The sequence below is a fragment of the Desulforhabdus sp. TSK genome (genome assembly GCF_022836495.1).
Lineage (GTDB): Bacteria > Desulfobacterota > Syntrophobacteria > Syntrophobacterales > Syntrophobacteraceae > Desulforhabdus.
Window position 1 is genome coordinate 83,204 of record NZ_BQXM01000014.1, and the last position, 16,540, is coordinate 99,743.

Below are 16,540 nucleotides of genomic sequence, written 5' to 3' on the forward strand. Positions count from 1 at the left end.
AGACGTGGAGTAGAGAGAAAGGACCAACCGAGCGGCACATTCTAACCCACCATCTCCCGGTTCAGTCGGAATGAGCTCCCCGTCTGAATAGGATACAGCTCGAACTTTTCACGGGAAGATGGGCGTATGCAATTTTTCACAAGTCGCCCAAACCTAGAGAAAATATGAATCCTTGTCAAGAAGAAAAGTAAAATGCAAGCGATCCTATTCCCTGACCTGTAAAGAAAAAGTTCCAGTGCTCCGATATATGATGCATCAGGACAGGGGTTGTTCAGAAGGCTGCAGAGAACCTGTTTAAAAGTTGTTCAAAACCTGTCGGAAAAATGTCAACTTGATGAGGCCTAACAGATTGGATGCCCACTGTGTATCCCTTTTGTTCAAGGAGTGTTTAGACATATTATCAATAAAAATAATTACATGCTAAACTTTTTGACATTTAAACAGGGTCTTATTAAGATTATGATCTTTATATATAGAGAGAAACACTTCATAAAAACATGCGGCGAGCACATCGAGGGCTGAAGAATGAAAGTCCAGGTCGGCAGGGGAATTCTGACACAGGTTTTACAAAAGGTCCAAAGCGTTACCGAAAAAAAGACGGGAATGCCCATTTTATTCAATACGCTGCTCCAGGCTTCCGACGAGCAGACCCTTGATTTTTCAGCCACCGACCTGGAATTGAGTCTCTGGACACGCATGGAATGCCGGGTAGAGGTGCCGGGGACCTCAACCGTAACGGCGCGGAAGCTCCTCGATATTGTCCGCGAACTGCCCGATGAAAACATTATCCTGGAACAACTGCCCAACGAAAAGCTGTTGATACAATCCGGACGCTCACGGTTCGAACTGTCCACCATCCCAGCGGACGATTTCCCCCATATGAATTTTTACACCGACGCGGATTTTTTCAAATGTGATGCATCCGTGCTGAAAAATGCTCTCGGCAAGACCCTCTATGCCGTTCCCGTGGAGGACGATCCCTTCAGCATCGCCGGACTCTACTGGCATCGCCTGGAATCGGGAGCCGTTCGATTCGTTTCTTCCGACGGACACCGCCTTGCCTGTTACGGCATGCCCGAAGACAGTTTCACCGAGGTGGATCTCGGCAAGGGGATCATCATTCCTCGCAAGGGCGTTCAGGAAATTCTCAAGGTTTTGGAAAAGGAAGAGGATGTCTCTCTCGCCCTCCATGAGAACTGCCTGATCTTGAAGACTCCCGATACCGTTCTGAGCATCCAGCTCCTGGAAATGGAATTTCCCGATTATCAGCTCATCATACCCGAGGAGAGGCCTTTTTCATTCCTGGTGGAGCGGGAGACTTTCTTCCATGCGTTGAAGCGAGTGGCCGTCCTCACCAACCAGAAATGGCGTCATGTCCGCTTCATCATTGATTCCGGAGCCCTGGAGCTGGAGGCGGGAAATCCTGAAGTTGGAAATGCCAGTGATGCCGTGGACATCGAATACGAAGGAGACAGCTTCACCGTCGCATTCAATATCAAGTATGTGATGGACACCGTGCAGGCCATGGAAAGCCCTCAGGTGCAGTTCGAATGGGTCGACCAGTTTCACGGAGGTGTTTTTGTCAGCCCCGATGATGCCGGTTACCTCAGCCTCATCATGCCCATGGTGGTTTGATTCCCGCTGATCGCCGGCTGTCTGGTTCTGTCATTGCGGCCTGGACCGGGTGCTCAAGCCCCAAAATGAGAGTCCGACAGACCTCACTCCTGCCATCGGGTTCGCCTCCGACGTTCCACCCTGCCCCGGTGTGCATCGTGGCCATGGTCCCCCTTCCCGCCGTAGCTTCCGAAAATCAATTGATAAAATTCCCAAAGAAGGTTAAATTTACGAGTTTCGAAAAACTACCCTGAGGAGGAACTGCATCCTCAGGAGTTTTTGTGCTTTTTGTGCGAAAGCACCCTGTGTGGGTGATGGAAATTGACGGACAGAAGTTGAAATCGAGGTTTGTGTATGTCAGATCCCAATCCGGGCGACAGCGTTTTGCAGGATCAGTACAACGCCCAAAAGATCACGGTCCTTGAGGGGCTCAGCGCCGTTCGCAAGCGTCCTTCCATGTACATCGGAAACGTTTCCACGGAAGGGTTGCATCACCTTGTGTATGAAGTCGTGGACAACAGCATCGACGAAGCTTTGGCCGGTTACTGTAATCATATTCAGATACAGATCCATTCAGACGATTCCGTCACGGTAGAGGACAACGGCCGGGGTATTCCTGTGGATCTGCACGAAAAGGAAAACATACCGGCAGTGGAAGTCGTCATGACCAAGCTGCATGCCGGCGGAAAATTCGACAATTCCACCTACAAGGTTTCGGGGGGACTCCACGGGGTGGGGGTTTCCGTGGTGAACGCCCTCAGTGAATATCTTGTTGTGGAAATCCGCCGAGACGGCAAAGTCTATACACAGCGCTATGAACGCGGCGCGCCGGTTACTCCCCTCACCGTGAAGGGAGAAACACAGCGCCGGGGGACGCGGGTCACGTTCAAAGCTGATCCGGAGATTTTTACCGAAACGGAAATGAGCTTTGATGTTCTGGTGCAGAGGCTACGAGAGCTGGCTTTTCTGAATCCCGGGGTCCGTATCGACCTGGCCGACGAAAAAACCCTCAAGGAGAGGAGCTTCTGCTACGAAGGAGGCCTCATTTCCTTTGTGGAGTATCTCAACAAGAACAAGGAGCCCCTCCACCCCGAAGTGATCAAGTTTGAAGGGGAAAAACAGGGAATCGCCATTGACGTGGCCCTGCAGTACAATCAGACCTACAACGAAAAGATTTTTACTTTCGCCAATAATATCAATACAAAGGAAGGTGGATCCCACCTGGTGGGCTTTAAGGCCGGGCTCACGCGCTCCATCAAGCAGTATGCCGTTCAGACCAAAATGTCCAAAGGAGATCTCGAAAAGCTATCGGGTGACGATGTCCGCGAAGGGCTGAGCGCAATTGTCAGTGTGAAGCTTTCACAGCCTCAGTTTGAAGGGCAGACCAAGACGAAGCTGGGAAACAGCGAGGTCAAGGGCCTTGTGGAGAATCTGGTCTACGAAAAACTTTCCATCTTTTTCGAAGAAAACCCCAAAGTCATCAAGATCATCCTGGACAAGGTCCTGGAAGCGGCGCGCGCCAGAGAAGCCGCCCGCAAGGCCCGGGATCTCACGCGGCGCAAAGGAGTCTTGAGCGATCATTCCCTGCCGGGAAAGCTGGCGGACTGCCAGGAAAGGGATCCCGCCAACAGTGAGATTTTCATTGTCGAGGGAGATTCCGCAGGCGGCTCTGCCAAGCAGGGGCGTGACCGCAAGTTTCAGGCGATCCTGCCCTTGAGGGGAAAAATTCTCAATGTGGAGAAAGCGCGCTTCGACAAAATGCTGGAAAACCAGGAGATCCGCAACATGATTTCGGCCCTGGGAACCGGTGTGGGGAAGGACGAATACAACCCTGACAAGCTGCGCTATCACAAGACCATCATCATGACGGATGCCGACGTGGATGGGGCTCATATCCGTACGCTCCTGCTCACCTTTTTCTTTCGCATGATGCCCGAGCTTATCGAACGGGGAAACCTCTTCATCGCGCAGCCTCCCCTCTACCGAGTAGCCGTCGGGAAGCAGGAACATTACCTGAAAGACGAAGCCCAGCTGAATGCTCTCCTGCTGCGCAGGGCTGTGGAAAAGAGGGAAGTTTACCTGCCCGGCCTGGAAGGTGCATTGCCGCCCGAAGAGCTGATAGGACTGATGCAGACATTTTCCCGTTATGAGGAAATCCTGGAGCGGCTGTCCCAACGGGGAATGCCGCGGAGGCTCATTGAAGAGCTCATCAAGATCGTTGCCAAGAATCGCCTGGTCGTTGCAGATCCGGAAACTTCTTCCGCCCTGAAGGTCGAGCTGGAAGCGCTGGGATACGAAGTTCTCGCCATGGAAGCGGCCGAGGAAGAGCAGGGGCACGACCTGGAGCTCTGGGATCCAAAATCCGCCGACGGTCAGGTGCGCATTCGGCTGGAGCATCGCTACCTTCAATCGGGGGAATTCAAGAAGCTGCTGGAGCTCTACAATCAACTGGAGATCTTTCACCAGACACCCTACCGCGTTAAGGATGCTCAGGGTGCTGAAGAGCTGTTCGAGCATCCCAGGGCGCTTTTCCAATATCTCATGGAAGAGGCCCGGAAAGGGACAAACCTGCAGCGCTACAAGGGTCTCGGGGAGATGAATCCCGAACAGCTCTGGGAAACCACCATGAATCCCGAGAAGCGTACTCTCCTTCAGGTGCGCATCGAAGACCAGTATCAGGCGGACGAGCTTTTCACGACCCTGATGGGGGATCGTGTGGAACCTCGCCGGGATTTTATCCAATACAATGCACTGGAATTCAGGGAGCTCGATATATAGCCCCCCAGGCTCCAGGAACAGGATCTTGACGCGGCTGACTTCCTTCCTGCAGAGGCTTCCGCCACCCTGCGCGGGATACTCGGGAGAGAAGCTCGGCCACAGGAAGTGCTTAGATGGATCAGAATTCAATCAACATCGAAGATGAAATCAAACTTTCATACCTCGATTATGCCATGAGTGTCATCATAGGGCGTGCCATCCCGGACGTTCGAGACGGCCTGAAGCCTGTGCATCGGCGTATCTTGTATGCCATGCACGAGCTCAAAAATGACTTCAACAAGCCCTATAAAAAGTCCGCGCGCATCGTGGGTGATGTCATCGGTAAGTACCACCCGCACGGAGACATGGCCGTTTACGATGCGCTGGTGCGCATGGCGCAGGATTTTTCCATGCGCTACCTCGTGGTGGATGGACAGGGAAACTTCGGATCCGTAGATGGAGACCCTCCAGCGGCCATGCGTTATACCGAAGTGCGCATGCACCGACTCGGCCATGAATTCCTGAGGGACATCGAAAAGGAAACCGTCAGTTTCCAGCCCAACTACGACAGTTCTCTCCTGGAACCGACAGTCCTGCCCACACGGGTACCGAGTCTCCTGCTGAACGGCTCCTCGGGAATCGCCGTCGGGATGGCGACCAATATTCCTCCACACAACCTGCGGGAGCTCTGCAGAGGGCTCCTGGCCCTTCTCGACGACCCTGACATCAGTATCCCTGAGCTCATGCGCCACATTCCGGGCCCCGATTTTCCCACGGGAGGCTTCATTTATGGCCGCGACGGCATCAAAGATGCCTACGAAACCGGTCGGGGCATCATCAAGATGCGGGCTCGCGTGGAGGTGGAAGAGTCGGGGAGGAAGAGCCATCTCATTGTCACGGAGCTTCCGTACCAGGTCAACAAAGCCCGCCTCCTGGAACGCATCGCCGAGCTCGTCAAGCTGAAAAAGATCGAGGGCATTCAGGACATCAGGGATGAATCGGACCGGGACGGCATGCGGGTGGTCCTCACCCTGCGTCAGGGGGATGAGCCGAAAGTCGTTGAAAATCAGCTTTACAAGCACACGGCCCTGGAGAGCAGCTTCGGGGTCATCATGCTGGCGGTGGTGGACAACAAGCCAGAAGTCTTGAATTTGAAAGGGCTCCTGCAGAATTTTCTGGACTTCAGGCGCCAGGTGGTGATCAAGAGGACGCAGTACGAGCTGCGGCAGGCGGAAAAGCGCATCCATATATTGGAGGGCCTGAAGATCGCCCTCGACAATCTGGATGAAGTCATCCAGCTCATACGGGCCGCGGCCAACCCTCCGGAAGCCAAGCGGCGCCTCATCGAGCGCTTTGGGTTCACCGATGTCCAGGCTCAGGCCATTCTGGATATGAGGCTGCAGCGTTTGACGGGGCTGGAGCGGGAAAAGATTATCGAGGAGTACAACCAGCTCCTGAAGGAAATCGAACGGCTTCGACAGATCCTCGCTTCCTCCGTCCTCCTGGACGGTGTCATTCGCGAGGAGATCAAGGAGCTGGTCGATCAATACGGTGACCTGCGTAAAACGGAAATTGTTGCCGAAACGGGAGACATCTGCATCGAGGACCTCATCGCCGATGAAGAGATGGTCGTCACGATTTCGAGGGCCGGCTATATCAAGCGGACTCCGGTGGCCATTTACCGCAGCCAGAAGCGGGGAGGCCGGGGGCGCAGCGGGATGAGCACACGGGAGGAGGATGTCGTCACGACCGTGTTCACGGCATCCACTCACGATTATCTGCTCGTGTTCACCAATCGGGGCCAGGTGTTCTGGCTGAAAGTCTACGAAATTCCGGAAGTCGGCCCTTCGGCCATCGGCAAGGCCGTCGTCAACCTCCTTCCCCTGCAGGACGGCGAGAAAATTCAGACCATTCTGCCCGTCAAAGAGTTTACGGAAGGGCACTATGCCGTCATGGCCACCCGGAACGGGGTGGTCAAGAAGACGGAACTGGCGGCCTACAGCAACCCGCGCTCCAACGGCATCAAGGCCATAGTACTGGATGATGACGATGAGCTGATCTGTGTCTCCATCACCGACGGCAGCCGCCATCTCTTTTTCATGAGCAAATCCGGGAAATCCATTCGCGTGGACGAGCAGGAATTCAGACCTCTGGGAAGAGTCAGCCGCGGCATACGGGGAATGAATCTCGACGGCAGCCAACTGGTGGGCATGGACGTGATCGATCCCGGCAAGTCGATGCTTGTCGTCACCGAAAACGGTTTCGGCAAGCGGACACCCAATGAAGATTACCGACCCCAGAGCAGAGGGGGCAAGGGAGTTCTGAATATCCGCATCACCGAGCGCAACGGCGATGTCATCGGCTTTCGGCAGGTGGCGGAAGAAGACGATATTCTGCTCATTACAGACCGGGGACGCCTCATTCGCGTCCCCATCGCAGAGATGCGCAAGATCGGGCGAGTGACCCAAGGTGTCAGGCTGATGGGCCTGGACGAGGGAGAAAAAGTCGTGGACATAACGGTTTTGGCGGAATCCGACGACACCAGGGAAGACTTGGAGGAAACCAGGGAAGACGCCGACGAGACCAGGGAAGATACGGAGGATTGATGGAACATTCTGGACCGATCAGTGTTCTGGGAGCGGGGGCCTGGGGAACGACCCTGGCGCAGTTGCTGGCAGGAAAAGGCTATCCTGTGGACCTGTGGGTATTTGAGGAAGATCTCTGCGGCATCATACGGGAAACTTGCGAAAACAGGTACTACCTCCCCGGCTTCACCCTCAGCAGAAACATCACTCCCCACAATGACCTCAGGAGTGTCGTGCAGGATCATGACTTCCTGGTCATGGTGGTCCCTTCCCATGTGTATCGCCAAGTGGCCCTGCAGATGCTTCCCTTTTTGAAACCGGGTGCGGTGGTGGTGAATGCCACCAAAGGCATCGAGAATGAGACGCTGCTCACCATGTCGGGCATCTGGAAGGATATTCTTCCACAGAAGGACTCTATTCATGAACTGACTCTTTCAGGGCCTTCCTTTGCCCGGGAAGTGGTCCAAAAGACTCCGACAGCCGTCACTGTTGCCGGTGATGCCATCGAAGTGGCCCAGAAAGTTCAGCACATTTTTGCGACGGATTATTTTCGCGTCTACACCAGCCTGGACAAAATCGGAGTGGAGCTGGCGGGTGCCCTCAAAAATGTCATTGCAGTGGCTGCCGGAGCCTGTGACGGATTGGGCTTCGGACTCAACAGCCGTGCTGCCCTCATCACACGCGGCCTGGCGGAAATTTCACGGCTGGGCGTCAAGATGGGCGCTCACCCCCTGACCTTTGCAGGATTGGCCGGCATGGGAGACCTTGTCCTGACCTGCACCGGTGATCTCAGCCGCAACCGCACCGTGGGGATGCAGCTGGGGCAGGGGCGCAAGCTCAAAGAGATCCTGGCGGAAAAGCGAACCGTGGCGGAAGGTGTCAAAACGACGCGCTCAGCCTATTACCTGGCACAACGCATGCAAGTCGATATGCCCATCACGGAGAGGGTTTACCAGGTGCTTTACGAGGACAAGGACCCCAGAACGGCTGTCCAGGAGCTCATGGGGCGAAACCTCAAGCACGAGCTGGAGCACGGACAGGTTTCGTGAGCTTTCGGTGTTCGTGATCAGCCGTTATCAATAACATCAGGTTTCTCATCATCGAAGGCGCGGCAATGGAGCAATAATTGTTGGTTTGGCGGCAGCTATTCATGTATATTGGAAACATTGCCTGTTGCTCGTACTGCTGGTCCGGGGTTCCATATTCTATTGGCATCAATGACCCGATTTACTTGGAGTCATCCCATGACCGATCCTACAGATGCAATCTTCAGCGCCGAAGAAAAGCCGCGGCAAGAATCTGTCGCTCAGAATTTGCGCTCCGTCATTTCTGAGCGAGTGAAAAACAAGAAGGAAAGGTATCGGAATTATAATTTCGAACGGGAGCAGGAAGAGGCTTTCGCCACTTTTTTTGATCTGGCCCAGGAATACACGAGCCTTGATGTGCTCTACCTTATCTGCGTGCTGGTGCCCAGGGAATTCCTCAAAATCGAAAGCAGCCTCTATGTCATCCAACCCAAGACGTCGCGACTGGAGAAGGTCTGTACCAGCATTGATGGATTGATTCCCAAGGAGCAGAGGGTTGCCAGTGATTTGACTTTTACTGAGCGGCCTTATGAAACGGTAAACAGCATGATTTTCCCCATCCGGGGAAATGAGGCCCTTACCAAGCGAATCCCGTTCCTCAGCAAGTGTCCGGTCCTCGGGCTCTTCGAAGTATCCCCCAAAGCCGGGTTGGACTCGAGGAAGCAGTTCTTCCTTGAAAAATTCACCAACCGCATCGGGTTCAACCTCCATCAGAAAATGCTCATTCAGCAAAACATCGACCACCTGAAATTCATCAATCAGCTGGTTTCCGATATCGAGCACAACGTGATTTCGCCCAACATGTACTACAAGCTCTTTCTCATCCGCCTGAAGAAAAATCTGGCAGCCTATGTTCAGGCGCAGGAGCGCCTGAATGGCATGCTGAATTCCCTGAAGGGGCGCGACGAGGATCTTTTCAGGGAATTGCATGAAATCAGTCAGTTCATCGAACGCAACACACAAACCCTGGAAGAGGACTGGAAGGCTCTTTCGAAACACTATGAGCACACCAGCCTTTTTCTGGAAACACTTCTAAGGCGGGACCATTTCGAGAAGGGTACCTATGTGCTGAGGCGGCACGCCTGTAACTTCAGAACGGAGATCATCAATCCCCTTTTGGAGCGCTACATTCCGCTTTTCGAAAAGAAGAAAATCGCTGTGGACAATCTTCTGGAAAGCGTACCCGACGAACAGGTCACCCTCTTTGTGGACAAAGGGCTCATCTCTCAAGTATTCGACAATCTATTCGGCAATGCGGTCAAATATGCCCAGCAGGTGGAAGACGAGCTGGGAAACAAGATCAAGCTGCTCTCATACAATCGCCAGATCCTGAAGGATTTTTTCGGTGAAGGAGTCAATGGGGTGCGATTCAATTTCTTTACGACGGGTAAGCCCCTCTCTCCTGAGGAATGCGCCAAGATTTTCGATGAGGGATACCGGGCGGCTGCATCCTCCAGCAGGGAGAGAGGAACAGGGCATGGCTTGAATTTCGTGAAGAACGTCGTGGAAATTCACGGGGGCAGGGTGGGGTGCGAGCCCCAAAAATACGGGAATCTCTTTTATTTCATCCTACCCTTGAAAGGATAAATGCCGGGTCAACCCTTCAGGTCTCCTCGCAGTGGGCCTTACCCCACTGAATTTTTCCGTCTTTGCTCATCTTGTAATTTTTTATTCCATATTCCAAAGGCGTCAGGCGTCGGCATAAAAAAAGCCGGCTCCGCCCAATGGGGCTGCCGGCTATGTCATGGACTGTGTGCTCACCAAGCCGTGGGGCGATTCCCTAGGAACAGGAGCAATCGCACCCGCAACTGGGTCCGCACTCAGAACCGCAACTGGATACAGTGGGCTTGTCGCTGACTCCCACAACTTCGATGTCGAAAGCCAGGTTCTTGCCGGCGAGAGGGTGATTCAAATCCAGGAGGACCGAATCATTTTCAATCTTTTTGACTGTAGCGGGGAACTGTCCCTGTTGAGGGTTTTGAAGGACGATCACCTGTCCCACTTCAACCTGGAAATCTTCGGGAAAGTCGGAACGGTTGAAGCTGCGCTCCAGAGAGTCGTCTCGATCACCGTAAGCCTCGGCGGCTGAAAGGGTAAAGGACTTTTTCTCATTGGTGCTCATACCGATCAAGGCCTTTTCGAAACCGGGAATCACTTCGCGCGAACCGATATGAATTTCAAAGGGCTGGCATCCCTGATTTGAATCGAAAACCTCTCCATCGTCATACTTTCCCGTGTAAAGCACCTTCACATAATCGCCGTTTTCTGCTTTTTTCATTCGTTTCTCCTTGAAAGGTAGTTTGGAAAATCCAATCTGCTGTGCACATTGCCTTCACTGGAAGGAGCGATTGATTTTCTAAGGTGCTGAAAATAAACGCAACATATCCGACAATGACCACTTTGCTCATTTAAACATCAAAATAGTTGACAGGCATACGGAAGTCAAGGCGAGGACGGGTGTGGTCAATGGGGGAGAGTGGGAAGCAGAACTTTGCAGCATTAACAGCTTGGTGCATCCTGACACTTACTGAGCCCGGCTTTCAAAATAGTCAGCCCGGTCCAGGGTGGGGAATTGGAAATCGATGGGGCTGCAGGAGCCGCTCTGAATGTGCTTGAGTGTGCAGGGAAAAACCTTGTCGGGAGCCAGGCCGTATTTTTCAACATACCGGGGCCCGACATACCAGCTGTTGTAAAGTGTAAAGAGGTGCTCCCGGTCCAGAGCATGTCGAGCATTTTCCGGGAGCTCGGCATCCGGTATGAATCGGAACCAGACTTCATATCCCTCATATCCGGGACCCCCCCTTATCTGGGCCTGCTCCTTCGAAGCGGGCGTCTGCATGATTTTGGTGATCAACGCCCTGCCGGAGAAGGATGCATACAGGCAGGGTCCCCCTGCTTGATGGCCGGGATTTTTGTCTTCGGTCAATTTGGCGTTGCCTTTGTCGCATGCCGCAGTGAGCACCATCAGAAGTATCAAGCACCATACGCGAATCCAGGGATTTTCGAAAATCATGGCTTTATTCCCATAGAGGCAAGAGGTTATGAGTCGGTATCTTCCACTCGGGCAGCAGAGCAGAAGGCATTTTATGCACCGTCATTCCTGAGCTCAAGCCCGCATTTGCTCGAACACATCCCAGAAATTCGGAAAGGACTTGGCCACGGCTTCCGCGCCGTGGATTTCGACCCCTTCCACGCGAAGGCCGGCGAGCGCAAAGGCCATGGCGATGCGGTGATCGTCATGGGCTTCCAGGAACGTTTGGGGAGCACACACCTGCCCCCCTTGGATTTCCAGTCCGTCAGGCAGTTCCTGAACGGGGACCCCCAGCTTGCTCAATTCCGTCGCCACCGTGTGAAGCCGATCGGATTCCTTCACCCTGAGGTGAGCGACATTGCGTATGAAAGTGCGGCCTTGAGCGAACGCCGCCAGAACTCCCAAGGTGGGAACCATGTCGGGCATCCGGTTCATATCGAGATCCACGGCCGTCAAATACGGGGGGCCAGTCACACGTACCCCTTCATCTTCCCACTGGATCCGGCAACCCATACTTTCCAGGACCTGAAGGAGGCGACAGTCGCCCTGGGAGCTTCCAGGCAAGATGGGGTATGTAAACACCTCGCCTCCGGTCAGAGCGGCGGCAGCCCAGAAATAGGAAGCCGAGGAGCAATCGCCTTCCACGGTATATCTGAGGGCGGGGTAGCTTTGCGGTGCCGGCACGATGATCTGATGCGTGCCCGACCAGCGGTACTGAATACCGAATTCCTCCATCATGGAAAGCGTCAGTGCCACGTAGGGGAAAGAGGCTATGGGCTCATTCCATCCTACGCGCATTTCGTGTCGTGCACACGGGGACGCAATGAGGAGCGCCGACAGAAACTGGCTGCTTTGGCTGGCATCCACCAGAACTTCACCCCCTTCGAGGCCCTGGCTGATGAGCTGCACGGGAGGATACCCCGGTTCTCTCAGGCACTGGCAGGTCACTCCCAGGCTTTTCAGGGCTTCCAGGATGGGGCCGATGGGCCGTTCTCTCAGTCGCGGGCTTCCATCGAAGAGGAAGGTCCCGGTTCCCGTAGCCGCCAGGGCCAACAGGAGGCGGGTGCTGGTGCCGCTGTTGCCGAGCTCGATGGGACCGGACGGCGTGGCCCAGCGCCTGACTGCAGGCACCACACGGACCCTGTCTTCATGCCAGGTGATGACAGCACCCAATTGTTCCAGGGCCTTGGCCGTGAGGAGGGTATCTTCGGCCACGAGGGGATTTTTGATATCACTGGGACTGTCAGCCAAGGCGGCCATGAGCAGAGCCCGGTGGGTGACGGACTTGGAGCCCGGAAGGCGAATGCTCGCGTCCACCCTGGAAACCGGTTGAATTTTCTTGCTGAGCTTACTCATTTTCCAACATCCTCTCTAAAGTGTTTCTCATGACCTCAACACCTTCCCGCGGGAGGCTCCGGATTCCCAGCCACCATTCCAGCTGGGCCACTCCCTGGTAAAGCAACATTTCCAGTCCGGGGACGATGACACAACCCTTCTTTTGAGCCACCCGAAGGAAAGGGGTCCATAGAGGCCGGTACACGGTATCCAGGACCAGCATTCCCGAATGAAAAAAGGATTCGGAAACCAGGGGAGCAGATTCCTTGCCCTGTAGACCGACGGACGTGCACTGCACGACCACATCGAACGCATGGCCACAGTCTCTACGGTTCAGTTCCGCAAGGGGGATGAATTCACACTGAAAACGATCTGCGAGGGCATTTCCCCGCTCCACCGAACGGTTGGAGATGGTGACGGCTGCTCCGCTTCGTTTGAGGCCATAGGCCACGGCACGCGCTACGCCGCCCGCTCCCAGGATGATAGACCGTTTTCCCTGGAGCGAGGTTGCCGCCTCCAGGGAACGGTTTGCGCCGATCCAGTCGGTGTTGCAGCCTTCCCACCCCGTTTCCAGCCGCCGGAGCGTATTGACGGCTCCAATGGCCTTTCCTGTGGCATCCACGTTTTGAGCCAGGCGGCAGGCCGCTTCCTTGTGGGGGAGTGTCACGCTCAAGCCACTGAAGCCCATGCGGAAGAGCGTCTCCAGATCTTCCTCCACCGCATCCACTTCCAAAGCCACATAGACTGCGGCCAGATCCAGTGCTTGAAAGGCGGCATTCATCATGGCAGGGCTCAAACTGTGCGCGACGGGGTTTCCAATGACGGCAAAAAGTCTTTTTTGTACGGGACGGATCATGAATTCACTCTCTCGAGTCCCTGCAGCCAACCCCCTGTTTTCAAGAGCGTCCGCATTGCGACCGACGTCAGCTGACCCGGAGCTGCTGCCGAAGTTCCCGGCAACTGAACATATGTCCACGGACTGCCCATCAGGAGGCAGGCCAATCGACTCCAGCGTCCGGCGTCCCCCATGCAGAACGCGATCACTTCCACGCCCAATTGGCGACGACCAAAGGGAATGAGATCCAGCACGGCCAGATTGTCTTCCGGGCAGTTGGCCTGGGTGACAATCTTGAGAATGTCCGTGCCCTTCCGAGCCATCCGCTCTGCGAGGCGATGCAAAGCCAGGCGATCGGGGGTCCCGCTGAAGTCATGATGAGAGAGAACGGTCCCAATCTTCTTTGCCTTGAACTCTGCCAGGATTTCTCCGGGAGTGTCTTCCTCCAGATCCACCCATTCCGCTCCCGCAGCCACTGCCTTGCGCAGGACTTCGAAACGCAGCGCTTCGTCGCCTTCAAAAGCGCCGCCTTCCCTCACGGGCCGGTTGGTCGCCAGGACGGGAAGTCTTGGGGTGACAGCCAGGAGGGAGAGGGCATTCAGAGTCTCCTGCAGGGAATGGGATTGAATAGAGAGATCCAGGCGCCATTCCAGGAGATCCACCTCAGAGGTATGCAGCGCCTCGGCTGCTTTTTCCCGGGAAATGCCCGGCAGACAACCGCACAAGGCGGGTTTTTTCAGAACAGGCTCGCGATCCATATGCGTTCCGTTGACAGTAAATGTTCTTAGCGAAACAGAAGACGAAACCAAACGACTACAGGCAGTTCAGACTTCAAAGGAATTTTGCCGGCTGCTGCTTCGTCGGCTGAATGTTTTCTTTTTCCAAACGAATGGGAGACCTGGGATCTCTTTTGGGATAGGAGCCCAGTATCTTGAGAAAGGTCACCTTGTCCCGTAGCTCTTCCAAGGCCTTCCTGACCTGATCGTCCTCCTCGTGCCCTTCGATGTCGGTGTAGAATAGATACTGCCAGGGGAGGAGACGGTTGGGCCTCGATTCGATGCGGGTCATATTGACGTGGGAATGGGAAAATGCTTCCAAAGCCCTGTGGAGCGCTCCGGGCTGGTCTGAAACAGCGAAAAGCAGGGACGTCTTGTCGTTGCCCGTGGGAGGGTTCAATTCATGGGACAGGACCAAAAAACGCGTCGTGTTTCCCGCGTGGTCCTCGATCCGTTCCGCCAGAAGGTTCAGTCCGTAATGGTGTGCTGCATACAGGTTGCAGATGGCCCCTCCGACAGGGTCCTTCCCGGCCAGTTGAGCGGCCTGGGCTGTGGAGGTGCTCTCGTAGATCTCCACGTGGCGCAGGTTTTCCAGAATCCACCGCCGGCACTGCTCGATGGGTTGATGATGGGCGTAAAGATGCTTCAAGTTCTGGACGGAATCCACCGAGCCGCACAGGTTGTGAGCCACTTCCAGGTAGCATTCTCCCCCGACCCGCATGGAGGATTCATAGAGCAGGTCCATGCTCCGGCCGACCCCACCCTGGAGGGAATTTTCGATGGGTATGACCGCCACGTGGACCTTGCCCTTCAAAACGGCTTCGAAAACATCCTCCAGGGTGGAGCAGGGGATGTAGCGCGCGGAGTGCCCGTACAGGGAGAGTGCAGCCAGGTGGGAATAGGTCCATTCCGGGCCGAGAAAACCCACCTGCAGCACATACTGCAGCAGGCGGGAGGCAGCAAAGATTTCCCGATAGATGGAGCGCAGGGATTCCGGGGAGAGAGGCCCTGTATTGGCCTTGATGAGACGATCATAAATATCCTGCTCCCGGCCCGGGTGAAAGAGAGGGAGTCCTTTTTCCGCTTTGTAGCGCCCGACCCGACAGGCCAGGTCCATTCGCCGGTTCAAGAGATTCAGGAGCTCTGAATCAATGGCATCGATGGATTCTCGCAAGGTATTCAGTTCGTCGCCCACAATCATTTCTCCCAGATGGTTTCTTCCACTTGGATTCCAAAATGCCGCCCGGATTTCTCGACGGCCGCCAGAATCGCGTCGCCGGGCTTGAGCTCCACGACGGATAGCGCCTTTCCCTCAGGATTTGAAAGGCGAATGGTTTCGGCGTTCTGCAGGAGGATGGATCCTCTCGCCTCTCCGCAGACGGCTTCCAGCAGCAACAGGGGCCTGCGCTCGATCTTCAGGCGGCCCACGGTGGCAACCTGAGTCGCTCCGTCGGCACGCACCACCAGGACCGGATCACCCGAAGCGAGCTCGCTCAAGTAGCGTGTGCGATCTTCCGGAACTTTCACGTAGGCATGGACTGCACCGGCATTGACACGAAACGGACGGGGGGCCACGTATGGGTTTGTTTTGGCTTCGGCCTGCACCAGGAAGAAGAAGGAGCTGGAGCTTCCCACCAGAAGGCCCTCTCCTTCCTGCATGAGGGTGCAGGTGTCCACACACACCCGGTCTCCCAGTCCTGCAGGGCGAATGCTCTCGATGACGGCGATCTGAAGGGCTTGCGCCGGTGCCGCACCTTTCACGCGTTTCAAGAGAGCTCGGAGCTCTCGGGGGTTTTCAGTATGTATGACGACTCCAGCGACGCCCCGTTCCAGGATGCCGAGGGCCAGGTCTATTTCCTCTGTCGAGTGCACTGGGACGAAGAGCCGCCCGTTGCGCGCGAGGAGATTTTCCAGGGGAATCACTTCCCAGCTGCGTCGGCGGCTCCCTGGCCCGGAGTCGCCATCCTTTCCCGGGATTTCATCCTCCAGGGCCACCGGCCCCCGGTGCAATAGTCGCCCGATGCGCTCTTCGTCTTCAGGAGAATGGAGGGATTCAAAAAAAACATCCTGCCCCGGTTTCAGATCCCCGTCGACACTGACGGTGGTGATACGGCCAAGGGCTTTCACTCTCTCCTGCCATCCAGCCGGGATCACGAGGGCGTCCGCGCCGTTTTCCAGGGCAGTGGTCACCATCTCCCGAGACCACTCTTTCAGGCAAACCCAGGCTTCCTTCAAGGACATCCTCCGTCTCTCCCGCCTGCTTCCCCAGGCATCGCAGTCTCGCCGTCGTGCTCCCCACTCCCTGTTCCCCACGAAAACAAAAAAGCCGCAGGCTGAACCTGCGGCTTGGGGAGACGAGCTATGGTCTTCAATACATCAGGGGCAGGTCAGCACCGTTTTCCACGTCCGGGAAAATAGTAATAAAAATAGATGTCGAACACGACCGGACCCGCCATTTGGGTACAATCCCTTTTTTCTTGTGATTATACTCATTTCTAATTGTGCATGGGTAAGATAAAAGG

12 protein-coding genes are annotated in these 16,540 nt (G+C 55.2%); 5 read left to right on the forward strand and 7 right to left on the reverse strand.

The genetic code is table 11. The annotated features are described in order from the left end of the window. The first annotated feature begins 525 nt into the window (after positions 1–525). The 5 genes from dnaN (at position 526) to MWC30_RS10355 (ending at position 9,628) form a co-directional block, all read left to right on the forward strand. Complete coding sequence (gene dnaN, locus MWC30_RS10335; RefSeq protein ID WP_244084092.1) at positions 526–1,635, forward strand: DNA polymerase III subunit beta; 1,110 nt, start codon at positions 526–528, stop codon at positions 1,633–1,635. 333 nt (positions 1,636–1,968) lie between these two features. Next, entirely contained in the window at positions 1,969–4,392 is a 2,424-nt protein-coding gene (gene gyrB, locus MWC30_RS10340) for a DNA topoisomerase (ATP-hydrolyzing) subunit B (protein WP_244084093.1), read from the forward strand. 113 nt (positions 4,393–4,505) lie between these two features. Further along, on the forward strand, positions 4,506–6,977 hold the full coding sequence (gyrA, locus tag MWC30_RS10345; RefSeq protein ID WP_244084094.1) for a DNA gyrase subunit A: 2,472 nt from the start codon (positions 4,506–4,508) through the stop codon (positions 6,975–6,977). After that, positions 6,977–8,005 carry an NAD(P)H-dependent glycerol-3-phosphate dehydrogenase gene (locus tag MWC30_RS10350; protein ID WP_244084095.1) on the forward strand — a complete coding sequence of 343 codons (1,029 nt, stop codon included), beginning with the start codon at positions 6,977–6,979 and terminating at the stop codon, positions 8,003–8,005. The genes gyrA and MWC30_RS10350 overlap by 1 nt, the downstream gene beginning before the upstream one ends. Positions 8,006–8,200: 195 nt before the next feature. After that, on the forward strand, positions 8,201–9,628 hold the full coding sequence (locus MWC30_RS10355) for a sensor histidine kinase KdpD (RefSeq protein WP_244084096.1): 1,428 nt from the start codon (positions 8,201–8,203) through the stop codon (positions 9,626–9,628). 193 nt (positions 9,629–9,821) lie between these two features. Here MWC30_RS10355 and MWC30_RS10360 read toward each other — a convergent pair whose 3' ends face one another. From MWC30_RS10360 to MWC30_RS10390, 7 genes are all read right to left on the reverse strand, one after another. Next, complete coding sequence (locus MWC30_RS10360) at positions 9,822–10,319, reverse strand: peptidylprolyl isomerase (RefSeq protein ID WP_244084097.1); 498 nt, start codon at positions 10,317–10,319, stop codon at positions 9,822–9,824. 246 nt (positions 10,320–10,565) lie between these two features. Then, positions 10,566–11,054: a hypothetical protein gene (locus MWC30_RS10365; protein ID WP_244084098.1), complete on the reverse strand. Its 489-nt coding sequence runs from the start codon at positions 11,052–11,054 to the stop codon at positions 10,566–10,568. Between the two features lie 93 nt (positions 11,055–11,147). Then, positions 11,148–12,428, reverse strand: coding sequence for a 3-phosphoshikimate 1-carboxyvinyltransferase (gene aroA / locus MWC30_RS10370; RefSeq protein ID WP_244084099.1), 1,281 nt, complete (start codon positions 12,426–12,428; stop codon positions 11,148–11,150). After that, entirely contained in the window at positions 12,421–13,263 is an 843-nt protein-coding gene (gene aroE / locus MWC30_RS10375) for a shikimate dehydrogenase (protein ID WP_244084100.1), read from the reverse strand. Before aroE ends, aroA begins: the two co-directional genes overlap by 8 nt. Then, positions 13,260–14,000 carry a type I 3-dehydroquinate dehydratase gene (locus tag MWC30_RS10380; protein WP_244084101.1) on the reverse strand — a complete coding sequence of 247 codons (741 nt, stop codon included), beginning with the start codon at positions 13,998–14,000 and terminating at the stop codon, positions 13,260–13,262. The genes aroE and MWC30_RS10380 overlap by 4 nt, the downstream gene beginning before the upstream one ends. Before the next feature lie 73 nt (positions 14,001–14,073). Continuing rightward, entirely contained in the window at positions 14,074–15,213 is a 1,140-nt protein-coding gene (gene pheA / locus MWC30_RS10385) for a prephenate dehydratase (protein WP_244084102.1), read from the reverse strand. A gap of 2 nt (positions 15,214–15,215) precedes the next feature. Then, complete coding sequence (locus MWC30_RS10390; protein ID WP_244084103.1) at positions 15,216–16,259, reverse strand: 3-dehydroquinate synthase II; 1,044 nt, start codon at positions 16,257–16,259, stop codon at positions 15,216–15,218. Positions 16,260–16,540: the final 281 nt, after the last annotated feature.